The 16,653-nt window shown below is 39.9% G+C and carries 12 protein-coding genes; 2 read left to right on the forward strand and 10 right to left on the reverse strand.

Features of this window, described 5'->3' with window-relative positions; genetic code table 11:
- Positions 1–8: 8 nt before the first annotated feature.
- The 3 genes from KZP23_RS21395 to acnA all read right to left on the reverse strand — a co-directional run bounded on the left by KZP23_RS21395 (position 9) and on the right by acnA (position 4,728).
- Positions 9–542, reverse strand: coding sequence for a hypothetical protein (locus tag KZP23_RS21395; RefSeq protein WP_226333848.1), 534 nt, complete (start codon positions 540–542; stop codon positions 9–11).
- 190 nt (positions 543–732) lie between these two features.
- Entirely contained in the window at positions 733–1,848 is a 1,116-nt protein-coding gene (locus KZP23_RS21400) for an alpha/beta hydrolase family protein (RefSeq protein ID WP_226333849.1), read from the reverse strand.
- 102 nt (positions 1,849–1,950) lie between these two features.
- Entirely contained in the window at positions 1,951–4,728 is a 2,778-nt protein-coding gene (gene acnA / locus KZP23_RS21405; protein ID WP_226333850.1) for an aconitate hydratase AcnA, read from the reverse strand.
- A gap of 210 nt (positions 4,729–4,938) precedes the next feature.
- On the opposite strand from acnA, the gene KZP23_RS21410 reads away from it, so the two are divergent.
- Positions 4,939–5,934 (forward strand): endonuclease/exonuclease/phosphatase family protein, encoded by a 996-nt coding sequence (locus KZP23_RS21410; protein ID WP_226333851.1) that lies wholly within the window; start codon positions 4,939–4,941, stop codon positions 5,932–5,934.
- A 148-nt stretch (positions 5,935–6,082) separates the two neighbouring features.
- Here the strand turns inward: KZP23_RS21410 and KZP23_RS21415 are convergent, their stop codons facing one another.
- The 6 genes from KZP23_RS21415 to istA form a co-directional block, all read right to left on the reverse strand.
- The gene (locus KZP23_RS21415; RefSeq protein ID WP_226333852.1) at positions 6,083–7,075 is read right to left on the reverse strand and encodes an MlaD family protein; all 993 of its coding nucleotides are present in this window, start codon (positions 7,073–7,075) and stop codon (positions 6,083–6,085) included.
- A complete protein-coding gene (locus KZP23_RS21420; protein WP_226333853.1) occupies positions 7,075–7,824 on the reverse strand; it encodes an ABC transporter ATP-binding protein in 750 nt (249 codons plus the stop codon). Before KZP23_RS21420 ends, KZP23_RS21415 begins: the two co-directional genes overlap by 1 nt.
- 3 nt (positions 7,825–7,827) lie before the next feature.
- Positions 7,828–8,571, reverse strand: coding sequence for an MlaE family ABC transporter permease (locus tag KZP23_RS21425; RefSeq protein ID WP_394370989.1), 744 nt, complete (start codon positions 8,569–8,571; stop codon positions 7,828–7,830).
- A 126-nt stretch (positions 8,572–8,697) separates the two neighbouring features.
- The gene (locus KZP23_RS21430; protein ID WP_226333855.1) at positions 8,698–9,774 is read right to left on the reverse strand and encodes an ATP-binding response regulator; all 1,077 of its coding nucleotides are present in this window, start codon (positions 9,772–9,774) and stop codon (positions 8,698–8,700) included.
- A gap of 150 nt (positions 9,775–9,924) precedes the next feature.
- The gene (gene istB / locus KZP23_RS21435; RefSeq protein WP_226332542.1) at positions 9,925–10,650 is read right to left on the reverse strand and encodes an IS21-like element helper ATPase IstB; all 726 of its coding nucleotides are present in this window, start codon (positions 10,648–10,650) and stop codon (positions 9,925–9,927) included.
- Positions 10,651–10,679: 29 nt separating this feature from the next.
- Positions 10,680–12,227, reverse strand: coding sequence for an IS21 family transposase (gene istA, locus KZP23_RS21440; protein ID WP_226332541.1), 1,548 nt, complete (start codon positions 12,225–12,227; stop codon positions 10,680–10,682).
- Positions 12,228–13,257: 1,030 nt separating this feature from the next.
- On the opposite strand from istA, the gene KZP23_RS21445 reads away from it, so the two are divergent.
- Positions 13,258–13,710: a YciI family protein gene (locus KZP23_RS21445; protein ID WP_226333856.1), complete on the forward strand. Its 453-nt coding sequence runs from the start codon at positions 13,258–13,260 to the stop codon at positions 13,708–13,710.
- A gap of 80 nt (positions 13,711–13,790) precedes the next feature.
- On the opposite strand, the gene KZP23_RS21450 is transcribed toward KZP23_RS21445, so the two are convergent.
- Positions 13,791–16,652: a PD-(D/E)XK nuclease family protein gene (locus KZP23_RS21450; RefSeq protein WP_226333857.1), complete on the reverse strand. Its 2,862-nt coding sequence runs from the start codon at positions 16,650–16,652 to the stop codon at positions 13,791–13,793.
- Between the last annotated feature and the right edge of the window lies 1 nt (position 16,653).

A 16,653-nucleotide genomic window follows, 5' to 3' on the forward strand; every position in this document is an offset into this window, starting at 1 on the left:
TAATTTAACTATTCTCCTCTTTCATACATTCTATAAAGCGCTAATACAGCTTCAGTAACCTTGATACTTTCAGGAAGTTGTACTTCCATTTCATGTGCTATATTCTCTATAAGGCCTTTATACTTGTACAGCCCTTCTTCATCCCCCTTTGCTAAGATCTTCAGTAAATATAGTGTACCTGACCATTCGATTTGGTATTTGTCCAAAGTGCTCCGAGCAATACTAACTGCTTCTTGATTTCTTTCGGTCAAATCCAGGAATTTAGCCAGGGTAAATGAAGTCCCAGAAGCTTGGACTAAATCACCAGTAGAGGAATGTAAAAGTTCATATAATAAGTCTATTGCTTCCTCTTCCCTTTGGGTTTCAAACATAAAAGTGGCCATAAAATTCTGGCATGTTTGCTGAATAGCAGCGTAATCTACTTTTTCAATATTGGCCTCATGGAACGCTGTAAATAATTTCAGGTTTTCTTCATCAGTTCTTTTTGTTATGGAAATCAATAAATCACGAAAACTACTTTGTACAGGACTTCTTTGTTTCATTTTTTTAATTCTATTTAATTTCCATCATGTCAAAATTTACTTTGCTATATTTTTCAAAATGAAAAGCTCACTAAGTTGGATACTTAAAAAACTGTTCATAAAAATTGAAATCAGGATAAAATATTCCTAGAATAAATTTAGCTACCCATTAATGTCTTACAAAAACTCATAGGATAATTATTCATTTAGCCTAAAGCTCCCTATTTATCCAGTTGGCTACTTCCAAAAATGATTTTCTTGAATAAGCTCTTTTCTTACTTTTTGGCATTTCTTGACTGATTCCAAGCAAAAAGTTCAAACTATCCGAAGGCTGAGCCTGCTTATAAGAATGGTTGATGCTGTCCAATAATATCACTTGGTAGTTGCTTTTTGAACTGCTTTTAAACAAATTTTCAATGCCAGTTATATTCTCCTCCCACTCCAGCTTCTCATCCATCTTTCCATAGATCACCAATGCGGGACAGCTTATTTTAGGGTAATATAATCCAGGCTCAAATTGAATATAAGCGATCCTATGCGGATTCAGCCACTGGATAGAATCCATCTTGTAGGTCTTATCAAGGTTTCCGAAAAGATTTGGGTCTTTGTCCGCATATTTCTCATAATAATACCGCTTACTTTCCTTAAGCAGACCTTGCATGGTAGCTATATCCTCATTTCTATTGATTATTTCAATGGTCTTCCTTACCGATGAACGCATAGCTGCTTTAATTTCTTCCTCCCCCTGATAAATTTTATCAAGGGCATTAGAAAATTGTGAATAGCTCAATTCATCGCCAGCTATTCCCTGAGTGGACATCAAAACCACAAAATCAATCTCAGTGTTTCTTGATGCAGCAATAGCTACTGCGGCTCCTCCTTCACTGTGTCCCACTAGTCCAATCTTGGCATGGGTAAATCGTGGGTCATCATGCAATGCCATAAAGGCCTTTTCTGCATCTGCGGCCTGTCCGTGCATGGTATAGTCTTTTTTTCTAGCTAAAGCGGGGTCAATAAATGATCGGTTATCATACCTCAGCACCGCAATGCCATTGCTTAGAAGAATATCTGCCAGCTCGCTGTATAAGCCTCCATAATCCCTTGAAATCGGAAGTGGTGGAGAAACTAAAATAACCGCTTTCTCAATAGCATTATGGCTGACATTATTCGGAACGCTTAGCGTCCCCGTTAAAATCAAATTATCAGCAGCCCTAAATAAAAAAGACTCTTCATGTATTTGTAGTTCCTTCTCCAACACAACATTGCCCTTTCCTCCCCAGAGGAAAGTCCAAAAGTTGATGATTAGAAAGAGGGAAACTTTTATCATAGCTTCAATATAATATATAACCACAGATAAGAAGGATGAAAACAACTCGTTTTAACCCTTGTCTATCTGTGGTCAATCATTAGAAGTTTTAGAACATGGAAATCAATCCTGCTTTAAAAATTGCCTGAGGACATAATGTAGAATCCCACCGTTTTTATAATAGGCCACCTCTATCTCTGAGTCCAATCTACATATCACCTCAAAATTGACTTTGGCACCGCTGTCCTTTTCTGCCTCCACCTGTAATTTTTTCAAAGGCCTAAGCTCATCGCTGATACCTTTAATGCTGATTTTTTCCTTGCCATCCAGCCCCAATTCTTCGGCAGATTGACCTTCAGCATACTGTAAAGGCAATACACCCATTCCCACCAAATTAGACCGGTGAATTCTTTCATAGCTTTCTGCAATGACAGCTTTAATTCCCAAAAGATTGGTGCCCTTTGCTGCCCAATCTCTTGAAGAGCCACTACCATATTCCTTGCCAGCCAAAACCACCAAAGGTGTATTCGATTCAATATATTTTTCGGCAGCTTCGAAGACAGTCATTTCTTCACCAGAAGGTATATGTGTCGTATAACCTCCTTCTTGTGTGGCTAATTGGTTCTTGATTCTCACATTGGCAAAGGTTCCCCTGACCATCACTTCATCATTACCGCGCCTGGAACCATAGGAATTAAAGTCTTTCTTCTCCACTCCTCTCCCAACAAGGTACTTGCCTGCTGGAGAAGTAGCTGCAAAGGCACCTGCTGGAGAAATATGGTCTGTAGTGATAGAATCTCCCAGTTTCAATAATACATGACTATTTTCAATATCCTTGGGTACTGGCACCTCACTGGAAATTCCTTTGAAGAATGGGGCTTCCTTGATATAAGTTGATTTATTTGACCACTGGTAAACCTGGTCATTAGGAGCCTCAAGGGCCTTCCATTGCTCATTTCCTTCAAAGATTTCACCATAATTTTTCTCAAAGTCTCCAGGGCTGAGCACCTTGCCCATCACCTCAAAAATTTCGTCATTACTAGGCCAGATATCCTTCAGGTAAACAGGCTCTAAATTAGGGTCATAGCCCAGTGGTTCATTATTTAAATCTACATCCACCCTACCTGCAAGTGCATAGGCCACGACCAGCATAGGGGACATCAGATAATTCATTTTAACTTGTGGATGTACCCTGGCTTCGAAATTCCTGTTACCAGATAGTACTGAAGCCACTACCAAATCATTTTCTTCTACAGCATGGGCAATATGCCTGGGCAAAGGACCTGAATTCCCAATACAGGAAGTACAGCCATATCCTACCACATGAAATCTTAGCGCTTCCAAATCATCCAAAAGCCCAGATGCTTTCAAATAGTCGGTCACCACCTTGGAGCCTGGTGCAAGTGAAGTCTTGACCCAAGGCTTTACATCCAAGCCTCGCTCCCTGGCCTTTTGAGCCACCAAGCCGGCACCTATCATCACACTTGGATTGGACGTATTGGTACAAGAAGTGATCGCCGCAATGACTATACTACCATCAGATAAAGCAAATTCTTCATTATTGATCCTAACCTCCACGGTCTTGAGGCCGTTTTTAGTTTTAGTTGCTATTTCCACATCTTCTGGTAGATCTCCAGCCTTATGGGCAGGTTGACTGCCTCCTTCCCCAAACCAACGGCTTTTGTCCCTTTTGTCAATTGGGATATATTCCCTTCCATGCACTTCCTCAAGCAACTCCCCAAACTTCTGCTTAAAATTCCTCACCAATATTTTATCCTGTGGCCGCTTAGGACCTGAAACTGTAGGCTCCACCGTGCTTAAATCCAATTCTACCACACTGCTGTAGTGTATAAGTTCTTCGTTCTCCCTCCAAAGCATATTGGCCTTGGTATAGTCTTCTACCAATTGTATTTGATCCTTTGGGCGGTTAGTCTTGGACATATAATCCAAAGTGCGGTCATCAATCGGGAAATAGGTCACCGTACAGCCAAACTCAGGAGACATATTGGAAATAGTGGCCCTATCTGGGACAGTTAGGTGATCCAGTCCTGGCCCAAATACCTCCACAAACTTCCCTACCACACCATGCTTTCTCAACAGCTCGGTGATGGTCAATACCATATCAGTAGCAGTTGTCCCTAGGGGCAATTTCCCTGTAAGCTTCAATCCTACCACCTCAGGCATAATAAAATAAATGGGCTGGCCCAGTATGGCTGCCTCAGCTTCAATTCCTCCTACCCCCCATCCAACTACTCCTATTCCGTTTACCATCGGGGTATGGGAGTCTGTTCCCACCAATGTATCAGGGAAAACCTGGTCATCTCTGGCTATGACACCTTGTGCCAAGTATTCAAGGTTTACCTGGTGGCAAATTCCCATTCCTGGGGGAACTACCGAAAAATTATCAAAAGACTTTTGCGCCCATTTCAAAAACTCATATCGCTCTCCGTTCCTCTCATACTCAACGTCCACATTTTTCTTATAGGAATAATTGGTTCCGAAGTAATCCACTTGAACCGAATGGTCGACTACAAGATCCACAGGAATGAGGGGGTTGATTTTATTGGGATCCTTACCCTTTCTAACTGCCTCAGCCCTTAGCGAAGCAATATCCACTACAGCGGGGACTCCCGTAAAATCCTGCATTAATACCCTTGCAGGTTTGTAAGGTACATCTTTATCACTCGCCTCAGGCTTCCAGCCCAATAAGGTTTCTGTATGTTCCTTCGTAATAGCAAAATCATCAAAATTCCTTAGGGCATTCTCCAAAAGAATTCTAATAGAGAATGGAAGTTGGTTAATCTTAAAACCTTGCTCTTGAAGTTTCTCTAGACTCCAATAGGTCAAGTTCCCTTTTGCTGATTGAAGTTTACTTTTGATTTTATATGGGTCTAATGGCATATCTTTAATGGTTTTGGGTTAAAAGACTTGCTTATGGATAAGCACCATAAAAACTGACTGATTCCTTAATTTAAGTTTTTTTCGTTAATTGTAAATCCATTAACAGCGGGAAATTCCCCCAACTAAAAAACCTTAATAATCACCTGATCCAATTATTAGATGAAATCAGCATTATATGTTTTTTCGATTATAATTATTTCCGCAAGCCTCATGCCATTAGTAAAAAAAGACTATTGGACTTTTAGGGTTTTTGACTATCCGCGCTTCCAAAAGCTTATATTGATATTAACCTTGATAGCCTTCTGGTTTTTCGAGGATTACGATAAATTAACACAAGTGGATTTTGGTATCTTAACTGTGCTAATCCTACTCTTTTTTTACCTATTGAAGCAAATAATTCCCTATTCCCCGTTCAGTACCAAAATGGTGAACTCTGCCAAAAAACATGAAAAAACAACACTGTCACTACTTACTGCCAATGTCTACCAATACAATCGGGATTTTACAAAAAGCCTAAACCTGATAAAAAAACTTGCCCCTGATGTATTTATGTTGGTAGAAACAGATCAGGGCTGGGCAGATGCCATGTCCAGTCTTAAAACCAATTACCCTTACTGTATCGAATTACCAAAAGACAACACCTATGGCCTCCTCTTTTACTCCAAATTTCCCTTAACAAACACCACCATCAATTATTTAATTGATAATGAAATCCCATCGGTCTTTACAGACTTGAATTTGGGGCATCAGTTGATCAGAATATATGGCATCCATCCAACCCCACCAGTCCCAGGAGAAAATACGCGCAGTACTGAACGTGATGCTGAGATTCTATTGGTAGGCAAAAAAGCCAAAGCCTATAACAAACCATGTATTATCATGGGGGATTTGAATGATGTGGCTTGGAGCTACACTACAGAGCTATTTCTCAAAATAAGTGGTATGGGCGATCCTAGAAGAGGAAGAGGGATGTTCAATACATTTCACGCCAAATACCCTATACTGAGGTGGCCACTGGATCATATCTTTGTCAGTAAACATTTCAAAGTAAAAAAACTGAAAGTTCAGCCGTCCATAGGTTCAGACCATTTTCCTATCAGCATCGAACTGGTATTGGATAAATCTATGGAAAATGAACAATTAAAAGCCGACCAAGAAGACAAAATTGAAGCTCAGGAAAAAATAATTAGCGGGATTGAATTCTAATCTAAACAAGCAAAAAAACACATCAACTGATACCTGACCAACTTGAACCGTATTCAAACACCTGCCTTCATTTCAAAACATCATAAAATAAAAATAGGGTGACCATGTATCTGGACACCCTATTTTGTTCTATTTTTTCCTTTTACCCTTATTCTTGGGCTGCAGCTTCAGCTTCTTTGGCCTCAGCTTTTTCTTTTCTTTTATGCGCCTTTCTCATGATCCAAGCATATTTCAAGGCTTCAAGATTTTCATTCAATAATTCTGTGGTTACCTCTGCATTGGCGAGGCTTTCTTTTATATAGGCTGCAAACTCCTCATCGTTCAAAAGCATACCAAGGGCATTGTCCGTGGAGTTTAACTTGCCGGTAGCCTGATTGATGTTGGAAGCTGCTAAAGATGCTTCATCGGTGGTTTTTTCCAATTTGGAGGCCGAGCTTTTCAAGCTGGCAAAGATGCTGGTATCATTGGCCAGCTCATACATTAATGTTCCTTCTTTTTCTAAGCTGGAAGAAAACTCCTTAAGATCTGCAGTAAGTTGGTTACTATTTACGGCAGTTTGCTCTAAGTTGGCCATCATTTGTCTGAAGTTCTCAGCCAATAAACTATCTGTCAAGACTGCTCCTACTATGCCTTCTCCTTTAGCGATCTTTCCTGTAAGCACTTTTAAGTCATTCGTTATAGAGACTAAGTTTTCATTATTTTCTTGAAGGGTTTCCATCATACTATCCGTATCCAAAGGCATTATTGCCTCTAGCCGGTCCCCATCTTCAATTGCTGGCGCCTGGGTAGTTCCTCCATAAATGACAATGATTTTATTACCGATCAAACCATCTGAACTAATGGTAGCCTTGGAATCCTTTCGGATAAAGTCCTGGGTATTGGCATCCACATTCATTTCGATTTCCACTTGGGAATCTCCATAGAATCTAATTTTCGACACGGTACCGATTTTCACCCCAGAAAACCAAATATTATTCCCAGTCTGCAAACCTTCGACATCATCAAAAACGGCCTTCAGTTTGTAACTTTTTACAAAAACCTTTTGCTGGGCACCCAAGGTCAATATTCCAGTTACCATAATAATGATCCCAATCAATACGAAGATCCCAACAATAACTGATTTTTTATTATCATTTCTCATTACACAATGAAATTATAGTCATAAAATGATTTCACTCTTTGATCTTGAGGGTTATTGAAAACCTCCTCAAATTTTCCTTCAGCGCCAAACACGCCGTCCAATAATACTGCCACCCGGTCTCCTGTATCCTTTGCACAGGTCAAATCATGGGTAATGATGATAGAGGAAGTATTGAAATTTTCCCTCACCTCATTTATCAAGTTATTGATATCACTACAAGTAATTGGATCCAAGCCAGCAGTAGGCTCATCATAAAGCATGATTTCTGGCTTCAATATCAAGGTCCTTGCTATACCAATTCTCTTTCTCTGCCCACCAGAAAGTTCAGAGGGCATTTGGTTGATGGTTTGTAAAAGTCCTACGGCATCCAGCACTTCTTCAACCATCTTATTCTTTTCTCCTCTGCTCAGCCCCTTTACATTCCTTACCAAAGGAAATTCAAGATTCTCCCTTACGGTCATGCTATCGTACAAGGCACTCGCTTGGAAGGAAAAACCAATTTTTAACCTTAGGTCATTCAATTGCTTTGCAGTTAGGTTAGACACCTCATCTCCCAAAACATTCATGCTACCTTCATCTTGAGTAAGTAGCCCAACCATTATCTTGATCAAAACAGATTTACCCGTACCTGATTTTCCTAAAACAACCACGTTCTCCCCTTTGTACAAATCAAGGTCCACCCCCATCAGTACATCCAAATCACCGAATGACTTCTTTAATCCTCTTACCTCTACTACTTTTTCTCTCATATTTTATGACATTCTCAAAAAGTTCACGATCTGTAATGCCAACAATTCCTCTATGAAGATCAAGAACATGGCCAAAACCACCGCTGCATTGGCTGCCTTTCCTACCCCTTCTGTACCTTTGGAAGAATGATAACCTTTATAACAGCCCACAATCCCGATGGTAAAACCAAAAACCAGGGACTTTATGATAGAAGAGAAGATATCCAAAAAGGAAATCGCCTCAAATACCTGAACAAAGAAAGTGTCTATACTCACCATTTCTTTACTGTGTACGGATAAAAATGCACCCATCAGCGCAACAAAATCAGTGTACATCACCAAAATCGGAATCATAAAGGTGGAAGCCAACACTCGAGTCACCACCAAAAACTTAAAAGGATTGGTTGCAGATACCTCCATTGCATCTATCTGCTCAGTAACTTTCATGGAACCAATCTCCGCACCAATACTTGATCCCACTTTCCCCGCTGCTATCAGCGCCGTCACTAAAGGCCCCATGGCCCTTACAATGGCAATGGAAATCAATGCTGGCAACCAGGATGTGGCGCCAAACTCCGATAGTGAGGGCCTAGATTGATTGGTAAATACTATCCCAACGATAAAACCTGTAAGGGAAATCAAGGCCAAAGAATTATAGCCTATCTTATAGCATTGTCGGATTACTTCTTTAAATTCATATGGAGGCAACCAAACCTCCACAAAGAACCTTTTGACAAAAGCAAAGGCATCCGTCAGCGCCAGCAGCATTTTATCTATCTTGGGACTTATGATATTTTCGTTTTTACTTGATTTATCAGCCATAGACATTTAATGAAAGTGCGAAACTAATAATTTTAGATAGATTAGGCTTTATATATTTCGGATAATTTAACCTTATAGTATATCATTCAAAGCCTCTTTCTTTAAAGGTTTCGTCAAAAAACCACTTATCATATCATATTGTTTACATTTTTCTTCATCTCTAGGGTCTATAGAAGAGGAAAGCATTTTAACATCCACATATATCCCTAATTCAACTAAATGGTCCAAAAATTCCCAGCCCTTCATTTCTGGCATATTGATATCCAACAAAAGCTGGTCCACAGAATTATGTTTGATCCATTCTAATGCTTCAACTGGATTATCAAAAAAGTACAAATCCAAATCAGGATTATACTTTAGGAGAATACGCTTATTGATCATGTGCTGCACCTTATCATCATCTATTATAAGGACGGATTTAACTTGATCTCTTTTAATTTTATCTGACATTTCTATCGTTAACTTCTCTCCGTTTAAAATATCATTCATCTTTCTTACTTCAATATCCAATTGCTCCGAAGATTGTCTAAGAAGCCCTATTACATCTCCTGATTTCTTTTCATTCGAATCAATCAGATTAATGATCCCAAGTATATTCGAAAGCGGTCTTCTTAAGTTATGGGAATTTATAAATGAATACTTCTTCAATTGCTCGTTTTGTTTCCTCAGATCCGCATTGAGCTGGGTCTTTTCTTTCAATGTTTTTCTCAAATCTGTATTATCCACAGCAGTGATAACGATTAGCTCCAAATCATCCATCCTAAGCGACATTGTATAAAGATCAAGTTCCCTCAAGACGCCTTTATTATCCCTTACTTTCACATCCTGAATCAGGCAATTATCCTCCCTGAAAATTTGAATATTTTCTTCATCTGTTAAAGGAAGGACCTCATTGAATTTCAGGCTATTTTTACCATTTTGTTCCGATTTAAAATATTGCTCCGCAATAAGGTTTACCGCATAAACCGTCTGCCCATCTTTACGGACCAACCATTTATAGATTGGACTATACCTGAACATGGAAAAATAACTACGCCATAGATTACGCTCCCTTTCCAATGCACGGTCCACAAGAAAATAAATCAAGACGCCTGAAAGAATCACAAAGAAGACTGCCTTGAACACTTCCATCAAAATATACTTGGCCACACCAATCTCTTCTAAAACCTCCCCTAAATAAAGGGATGAAAAAGCTACCCAAGTACTTCCTGTATATTCCGATGATCTTGACCACCAATCCGGTCATCCTGACCACCCTTTCAATTAGGGTTTTCAGTTACCGTTTGGAGGCTGTTAAAGTTATTGTTTTTTTCTCATTGATTCTCCTTTTAGCTCGATTCTGTGTGCGGTGTGCACCAGTCTGTCGAGAACAGCGTCGGCTATGGTACTGTCACCTATGGTTTCGAACCATTTTGTAACCGGAAGTTGTGATACCACTATTGTTGAAGCCCTTCCATGGCGGTCTTCTATGATTTCAAGCAGGGCCATTCTTGCCATTTCATCCAGTTGCTGAATGCCGAAGTCATCCAGGATCAATAAATCCTGTTTTTCTATTCTCGCTATCTCTTTGATATATGAGCCGTCAGCTTTCAGCATTTTGAGTTTCGGGAACAGCTTGGTGGTATTATAATATTGGGTTCTGACCCCTTGCATACAGGCTTGGTTTCCCAGGGCCGAAGCAATGTAGCTTTTGCCGGCCCCTGTTGCTCCTGTGATCAGTATGTTTTCTTTTCGTTTAATAAAGGACATATCAGCAAGTCTGAGGACCTGCATTTTATCCAGCCCCCGGTTTGGAGAGAACTCAAGCTCTTCAACAGTGGCACTGTACCTGAACTTTGCCGTTTTGTACAGTCTGTTGATTTTCCTGTTCTCTCTTTCTTCCCATTCTGCCTGCAAGAGATGGTTTATAAGCTCTTCGGGATTGAGATCATGATGTTTGTTGCTGTCCAGAATGGTTTTGTATGCTTCCATCATTCCGTGAAACTTCATTTTGGACATCTGGTTCAATGCGATGCTCTGTGTCATAATTGTGTGATCGGTTATATGTTTGATAATTACCTGAAGCTTTCCGCTCCCCTTATGTTTTCGTGGTCAACTGATTTATCGGACTTGTTTTCAGTATCTAAAGGGATTGAATCCATCCCGCTGTTGAGTATTCTGGTGATGACCGAATAATTATAAGTGTTGTAGTGTTTGGCACGTATTACTGCGTTTATGAGCCTTTCCCTGCCTGCCTTTTTATCATATCCCAAAATCCCCAGACAGCTTTTATAGGCCTGTTCCGGATACGGGTAACTGTCGAGGATAACCTGTAAATAATGCCGGACTTCAGGATGTATCCCTTTTGCCCAGTTCAGGAAGAATTCAGGGTTCCAGTCACTTACAAACCTGTGGGCTGAAGGCATATGGTCCTGGACCGTAGTGTATCCGCGCTCCTTAAGGCTTCTTTTATGAAAAGCGATCCTTTCCCCATCGTAGAAAACAGAAACGTAACTGGCTGAGTACACAACCTTGACTTTTTTGCCGATATACCTGTAGGGAATAGAATAATAATGGTTTTCAGGGTTCAGGGATATGTGGGAGGTTTTAGTGACGGTGGCATACTTGAACTGTTTGAGTTCATATCTTTCGGCAGGCAGGGGGGCCAGGGTTCCCTTTTCTTCCCTGTCGAAAAGCTCCTTCCTTGTTTCCGGTCTTTTCTGGAAAGGGGTATTGTTATGGATATTGAGGTAGTGCCGTATATCCGCATTCAGTGTATTGATGTCATGGTAAACTTTGTTTCTGAGCGGGGCGTATATCCTGCTGTAGACAATGCTGACGGTCTTTTCCACCAAGGCCTTGTCCTGCGGCTTCCTGCTCCTTGCCGGAAAGACCACACAGCCGTAATGGTTGGCAAAGTCCAGGAAATCGGGGTTGATGGCCGGTTCATACTTGTCGGCTTTGGTGACCGCGCTTTTGAGGTTGTCGGGCACCAGGGCCCTGGGAACACCGCCCAGGTAATGTAAAGCATTTTCAGTGGCTGCTATGAAGTCTTCTTTTCTTTGGGAGGGAATGGCTTCTACATAGCTGTATTGACTGGCTCCGAGTGTGGCAACATACACTTCCAGATCAGTGAGTTCACCTGTTACAGGATCTACTATGGACAGCCTATCACCCGTAAAGTCTATATAGAATTTATCTCCCGGAACATGTTCAATTCTCATACTGGCAGATAGACCGGTACGCCACTGCCTGAAGCTTTCACAGAACTGTGAGTAACTGTATCCGTCAGGATGTTTTTGTCTGTATTCTCCCCACAGGACCCAACGGTTCACACCGGTCCGTTTAAGCTCCGGTTCCATATAGGGAAAAAAAGATATAAGCTCCTGGTACCGCTCCCCTGAAACATGGTCCGGATCAGAAAGTAGGGCATCAAGCTCTTCGTCATTCATGGACAAAAGCTCTCCGTAAGAAAAACCTTTGGAATCAATCAGCTGAAGGTACTTCTTGACCGTGTTCCGGGCAATTCCCAAGGTTTTGGAGATGGTCTGCAGTGCCATTCCGTTGTCACGGTGGCGAATTATCTGTTTGAGATTACTCATGGTTATCGTTTTTCCTGCCATGCTTTACGGTTGGTTTTAAATCAACCGTAAAGGAAACGATAACTGAAAAATTAAAGGTGGTCAATAATGTCATTCTGGCCATTCTGACCACTTAAAGTGGTGGTCAACATGGCCGGATTGACAGTGGTCAATATCACCGGAATTTTACCCTTCGACAAAAGTTGATACCCAGAAGGGGGGTGGTCAACATCATCGGAAAAAAGTGGTCAGCATCACTGGAACAGGTGGTCAACATGAATCGGAATATACACTTCCTATCAAAATATAAATTAAGGGGATTCTATAACTAGATTTCATTCCTTTATTGAGTAAGTAACTAAGATAAAAAATAATCTGCAAAAAAGGGCCCCGCCAAACATCTTAACAGTGCCTTATTTTGATTTAGTTTAAACTAATTTTTTTAGCCTAAACTTATTTAGCTTTATCTAAACTTATCTTAATACACTATATTTCAAATATTTAATATATTTTAATTAAACCTTTTTATAAGAATATATTTGTTCATATATACAATTCATCCTTTGGTATTTCTCATCATTTATAAAAGCTCTATTTATCATAATACACGCCATTAAAAGTAACTTCTACAGGTACAATAAGTCCTAATACACTTTTAATAAACCTCTCTTCACCAATGAATCTATAAGCCTTGCTCCTATCCTTTTTCATCCATTACTTCAATAGATTATCTGCTTGGTTTTATCTAAGTAATCTTCTTTCTCATTCAATTCATCAATCCAAAAAAAACATTAATTTTATAAATAAAGAGAGTGTCTACATACCTGCAACCACTTAAAAAAGGGGGCAAAAAAAGAACAATAACTATCTTCCTTTTATTAAAACTATTCGGTATTTTCCATATGCTATGACCGCCCGTCCATAATCCAAAGGAAAATAAATTATAGAAAAACAGAAAAAGACATTATCATAGATCAAATCCGGAAATAAAAACAAGTTATATTCACTAGTTTAACACGTACAATATACCAGCCTATAATCACAAAAACATCCTCCTTAACTCCCTTTAATCATGAAAAAATTAATAGCAGTATTCCCCCTTATACTATTGTTAAATCTGACCGGATATGGACAAGAAAAATACGATGCAGAACTTGCTGAAAAATACAAAGCCGATGATTATGGAATGAAAAAATATGTCATGGCATTCTTGAAAAAGGGACCAAATGTAGCGAACTATTCTGAGGAAGAAAGAAACAATATTCAGCAAGGACATATGGCACATATTGGAAAAATGGCCGAAGTAAAAAAACTAGTTTTGGCAGGTCCTTTTTTTGGAGATGGTGAACTAAGGGGCATCTTTCTTTTTGATGTAGATAATCTGGAAGAAGCAGAAAAACTGACCAGTGAAGATCCCGCTGTAAAAGCTGGAGTTTTGACCATGGAATTACTAGAATGGTACGGATCTGCAGCTGCGATGGCTATTCCTGAAATTCATGAAAAAATTCAAAAAACGGCATTCTAAAAACTGTAAAAAGAAATAAAAAAATGGCCGGAATCAGTATTCTATTCCGGCCATAAGCTGTTCAATTAATTCTTGGAATATCACCTTCCACAGATTTTATTATAAGGACAATATTTACATTTTTCCCAATCCTCTGTCTGTCCAAACGGAACCTCATCATCAAAAATCTCCTGAAGCAAACCTTTAAGACCTTGTTCAAATTCTTCTTGGTAATTCCTGTAATCATCTATTTCTTCAACCTTCCCCCTACCCTCTTTTAACTGCAAGTAAGGATTAAAATCATTGCTAAATATCTCCTTAAGATTATAAATAGCTGGCTTGAGTGGAAGGCTGTTTTCTGGAAATTTTTCTTGATATAGCATTCCATATATCAATGTTTGCATGGCCGCTTTATTGCGCTTAGGATCATCCCTATCGAATAAGGACGTCACAGAAGGAAAATCTTTCTGGTCTTTTCCAGATTTATAGTCTATCAAACGTACTACCCCGTCCTGCTTATCTACCCTATCAATAATCCCTCTAATGGCAATTTCATACTTGCGGCCGCTTACCTCTACTGGCACTTCTGCTTGATAGCGCACATCCTTTTCCAAGCTTACCAGTTCAAACGGTGCTCCAGCTTTATCCAAATCCAATAGGGCTGTGATATATTTCTGCAAAACATCCCTCACAATGGCCATTTGCCCAGTCAATTTGGTATCGGCCCCTACTTCAAGATGATAAAAATCACGAATGGCCTTTTCTATGGAAGGAAAGATATACTTAGACAGTTGGTCGAAGTCACCCTTTTCAACCACCCTTCTTTGCTTCCTCTCCATAAATCCTTTATACAAAAATTCCAGGCTATAATGTGCCAAATTGCCAAAAACTGATGCACTGACCTCTTCCTCTACTTTTTCCTTTTCCTTGATATTGGCCAAATACTGAAAATAAAACTTCAGTTTACAATCCAGCCAAACACTGAACGCAGAAGGAGAAAAGGCTGTCAAGGACTTACCATCTTCCTGCACTACATATTTTTCCAAAAGCGCAGAGATTGCGGGAGTCTTCGCAATACTGATCTCTTTTGGCTGCTGAAGATCTACGGGCACAAATACGACTTCCTCTTCTATTTCAATGGGCATTTCTGCCATCATTTGCTGTATATAACGACTTTTTTCTCCTACTTTTCCTTGATCTGCCGCCGTAGCATACACCATATGCACCTCTTCTGCCCTATGAAGCAACCTGTAAAAAGTATAAGCATAAATAGCATCATTTTGCTCCTGTACTGGCAAACCAAAAGCTCTTCGTAGATTAAACGGGACCAAGGAATTAAGGGCTGAAGAAGGCGGGAAACTCCCTTCATTCATATTGGCGATGATTACCCTCTTAAAATCAAGATTTCTGGACTCCAGTACTCCCATTACCTGTAGACCTGCCAAGGGCTCTCCTTCAAAGGGCAATCTAACTTCTTTAAAAATTTGCCTAAATAACCTGATAAAGAATTCCAAGTTAAAGTCTATCTCGGTCTGGGATTGAAAAATCTCTTTGAGCCTCACTAATTGTTTATGACACTGATAGAGATAACTCCCCTGCAGGGTGTCTTCCTTAAGCTGATTTGCCAAACTTATCATCAAGGACTCCAGGTAGTCAAAAAGTTGTTCGGGCACCAGTCGCTGAAACACAAGTGCATAAAACGCTCCTCCTGCTGCTAAATCCTCTTGACTAATATATATTTGATTCTGCTTTTGAATTCTTTCCAAAAACTGCTTGACAAAAACTTCATTCCCAATTTTCAAATAGGTAGAGGAAAGCAAATCCTTTACTACCTGATGATAAAAATACACTTTCGAATTCTCTACCTTCACATAGCGCTGTAAATCCAGCAATGACTCTAAAAAGGCATATACAGGTGCATTTCTAACCGGATAGCCCATTGTGACGTTGACACGGTCTATATGAGATGGCAATTGATGCATTACCGGAAACAAAAGCTGTTCCTCTGGAAGTATCACAACCGTTTCTTCTAAATGCTCCCCAGGCAGCACCTCATCAAGGATAGTTCCGATCAAATTGGCCTGATTAACCTTCAGCGGAGTAACATATACCTTAATCTTAGCTGGTTTAGTGCTGATATTTTCTGGCAATTCCTTCGGAAAAGTTGGCCCAAGTATTTTATCTTTTTGGTAATCCCTAAAAAATAAACCTGCCTCTTGTTGTGGACTCTTGGTATAATAGGCATCCAGATCCCAATAGATTTTCGCACCAAATTTTGCCGTAAAATGTTTGACAAGCTTTTCTTCTGTGCCCGTAAAGGCATTGAAACCTACAAAAACGAATTGCTTAGATGGCCGTTCGAGTTTGTCCAACTGTTCTGCCACCTTTCTGTACAATTTGCCGGAATAAGCATATCCCAAAACATTCAATTCCTCTTGAAACCTATCATACAGACTGGTCAAAAGCTGCCAAAACCGCAGAAATTTATCCTGATGTCCCCTCCCTTCTCTTTCAAAAGATTTCCAAAACTGCTTAATTAACTCGACCTGACTATTAGTCAAAAAACTTAAATCTGATTCTATTGATTTTATGTCTGAAAGTAGACTGTAAAGCTTTCTGTGGTCCACCAAGAACTGGTCGATATCATTAAAATCCTTTAGGATCATTTCCCCCCAATAATAAAACCTATCAAATGGCTCTGGATCGGGCTGTAGCTCCTTGTATATTTTATATAGCTCAAAAATCAAGCTCAGCTGATCGGTGGGTCTTTGCCCGGCCAAATCATAAAATAAGTCTTCTATCGTTCGTACAGCAGGCATCCACATCGGTTGACTAATGAGTTGCCCCAGATATTTGGTAAAAAACAAACCTGCTCTTCTGTTGGGAAGAATAACTGTCACTTCCTTTAGATCTGGATATTTGACCAGCAAGTCCTCAGCGGTATCTTTTAGAAATCCCTGCATA

It is taken from the genome of Echinicola marina (assembly GCF_020463795.1).
GTDB classification, from domain to species: Bacteria; Bacteroidota; Bacteroidia; order Cytophagales; family Cyclobacteriaceae; genus Echinicola; species Echinicola marina.

Excerpts from the sequence above, each read along its gene's own strand:
- KZP23_RS21425 (WP_394370989.1), bottom strand. The coding sequence starts at position 8,571 with ATGCTGCTGGCGCTGACGGATGCCTTTGCTTTTGTCAAAAGGTTCTTT.
- KZP23_RS21450 (WP_226333857.1), bottom strand. The coding sequence starts at position 16,652 with ATGCAGGGATTTCTAAAAGATACCGCTGAGGACTTGCTGGTCAAATAT.
- istA (WP_226332541.1), bottom strand. The coding sequence starts at position 12,227 with ATGGCAGGAAAAACGATAACCATGAGTAATCTCAAACAGATAATTCGC.
- KZP23_RS21395 (WP_226333848.1), bottom strand. The coding sequence starts at position 542 with ATGAAACAAAGAAGTCCTGTACAAAGTAGTTTTCGTGATTTATTGATT.
- acnA (WP_226333850.1), bottom strand. The coding sequence starts at position 4,728 with ATGCCATTAGACCCATATAAAATCAAAAGTAAACTTCAATCAGCAAAA.
- KZP23_RS21410 (WP_226333851.1), top strand. The coding sequence starts at position 4,939 with ATGCCATTAGTAAAAAAAGACTATTGGACTTTTAGGGTTTTTGACTAT.
- KZP23_RS21415 (WP_226333852.1), bottom strand. The coding sequence starts at position 7,075 with ATGAGAAATGATAATAAAAAATCAGTTATTGTTGGGATCTTCGTATTG.
- istB (WP_226332542.1), bottom strand. The coding sequence starts at position 10,650 with ATGACACAGAGCATCGCATTGAACCAGATGTCCAAAATGAAGTTTCAC.
- KZP23_RS21420 (WP_226333853.1), bottom strand. The coding sequence starts at position 7,824 with ATGAGAGAAAAAGTAGTAGAGGTAAGAGGATTAAAGAAGTCATTCGGT.
- KZP23_RS21445 (WP_226333856.1), top strand. The coding sequence starts at position 13,258 with ATGAAAAAATTAATAGCAGTATTCCCCCTTATACTATTGTTAAATCTG.
- KZP23_RS21400 (WP_226333849.1), bottom strand. The coding sequence starts at position 1,848 with ATGATAAAAGTTTCCCTCTTTCTAATCATCAACTTTTGGACTTTCCTC.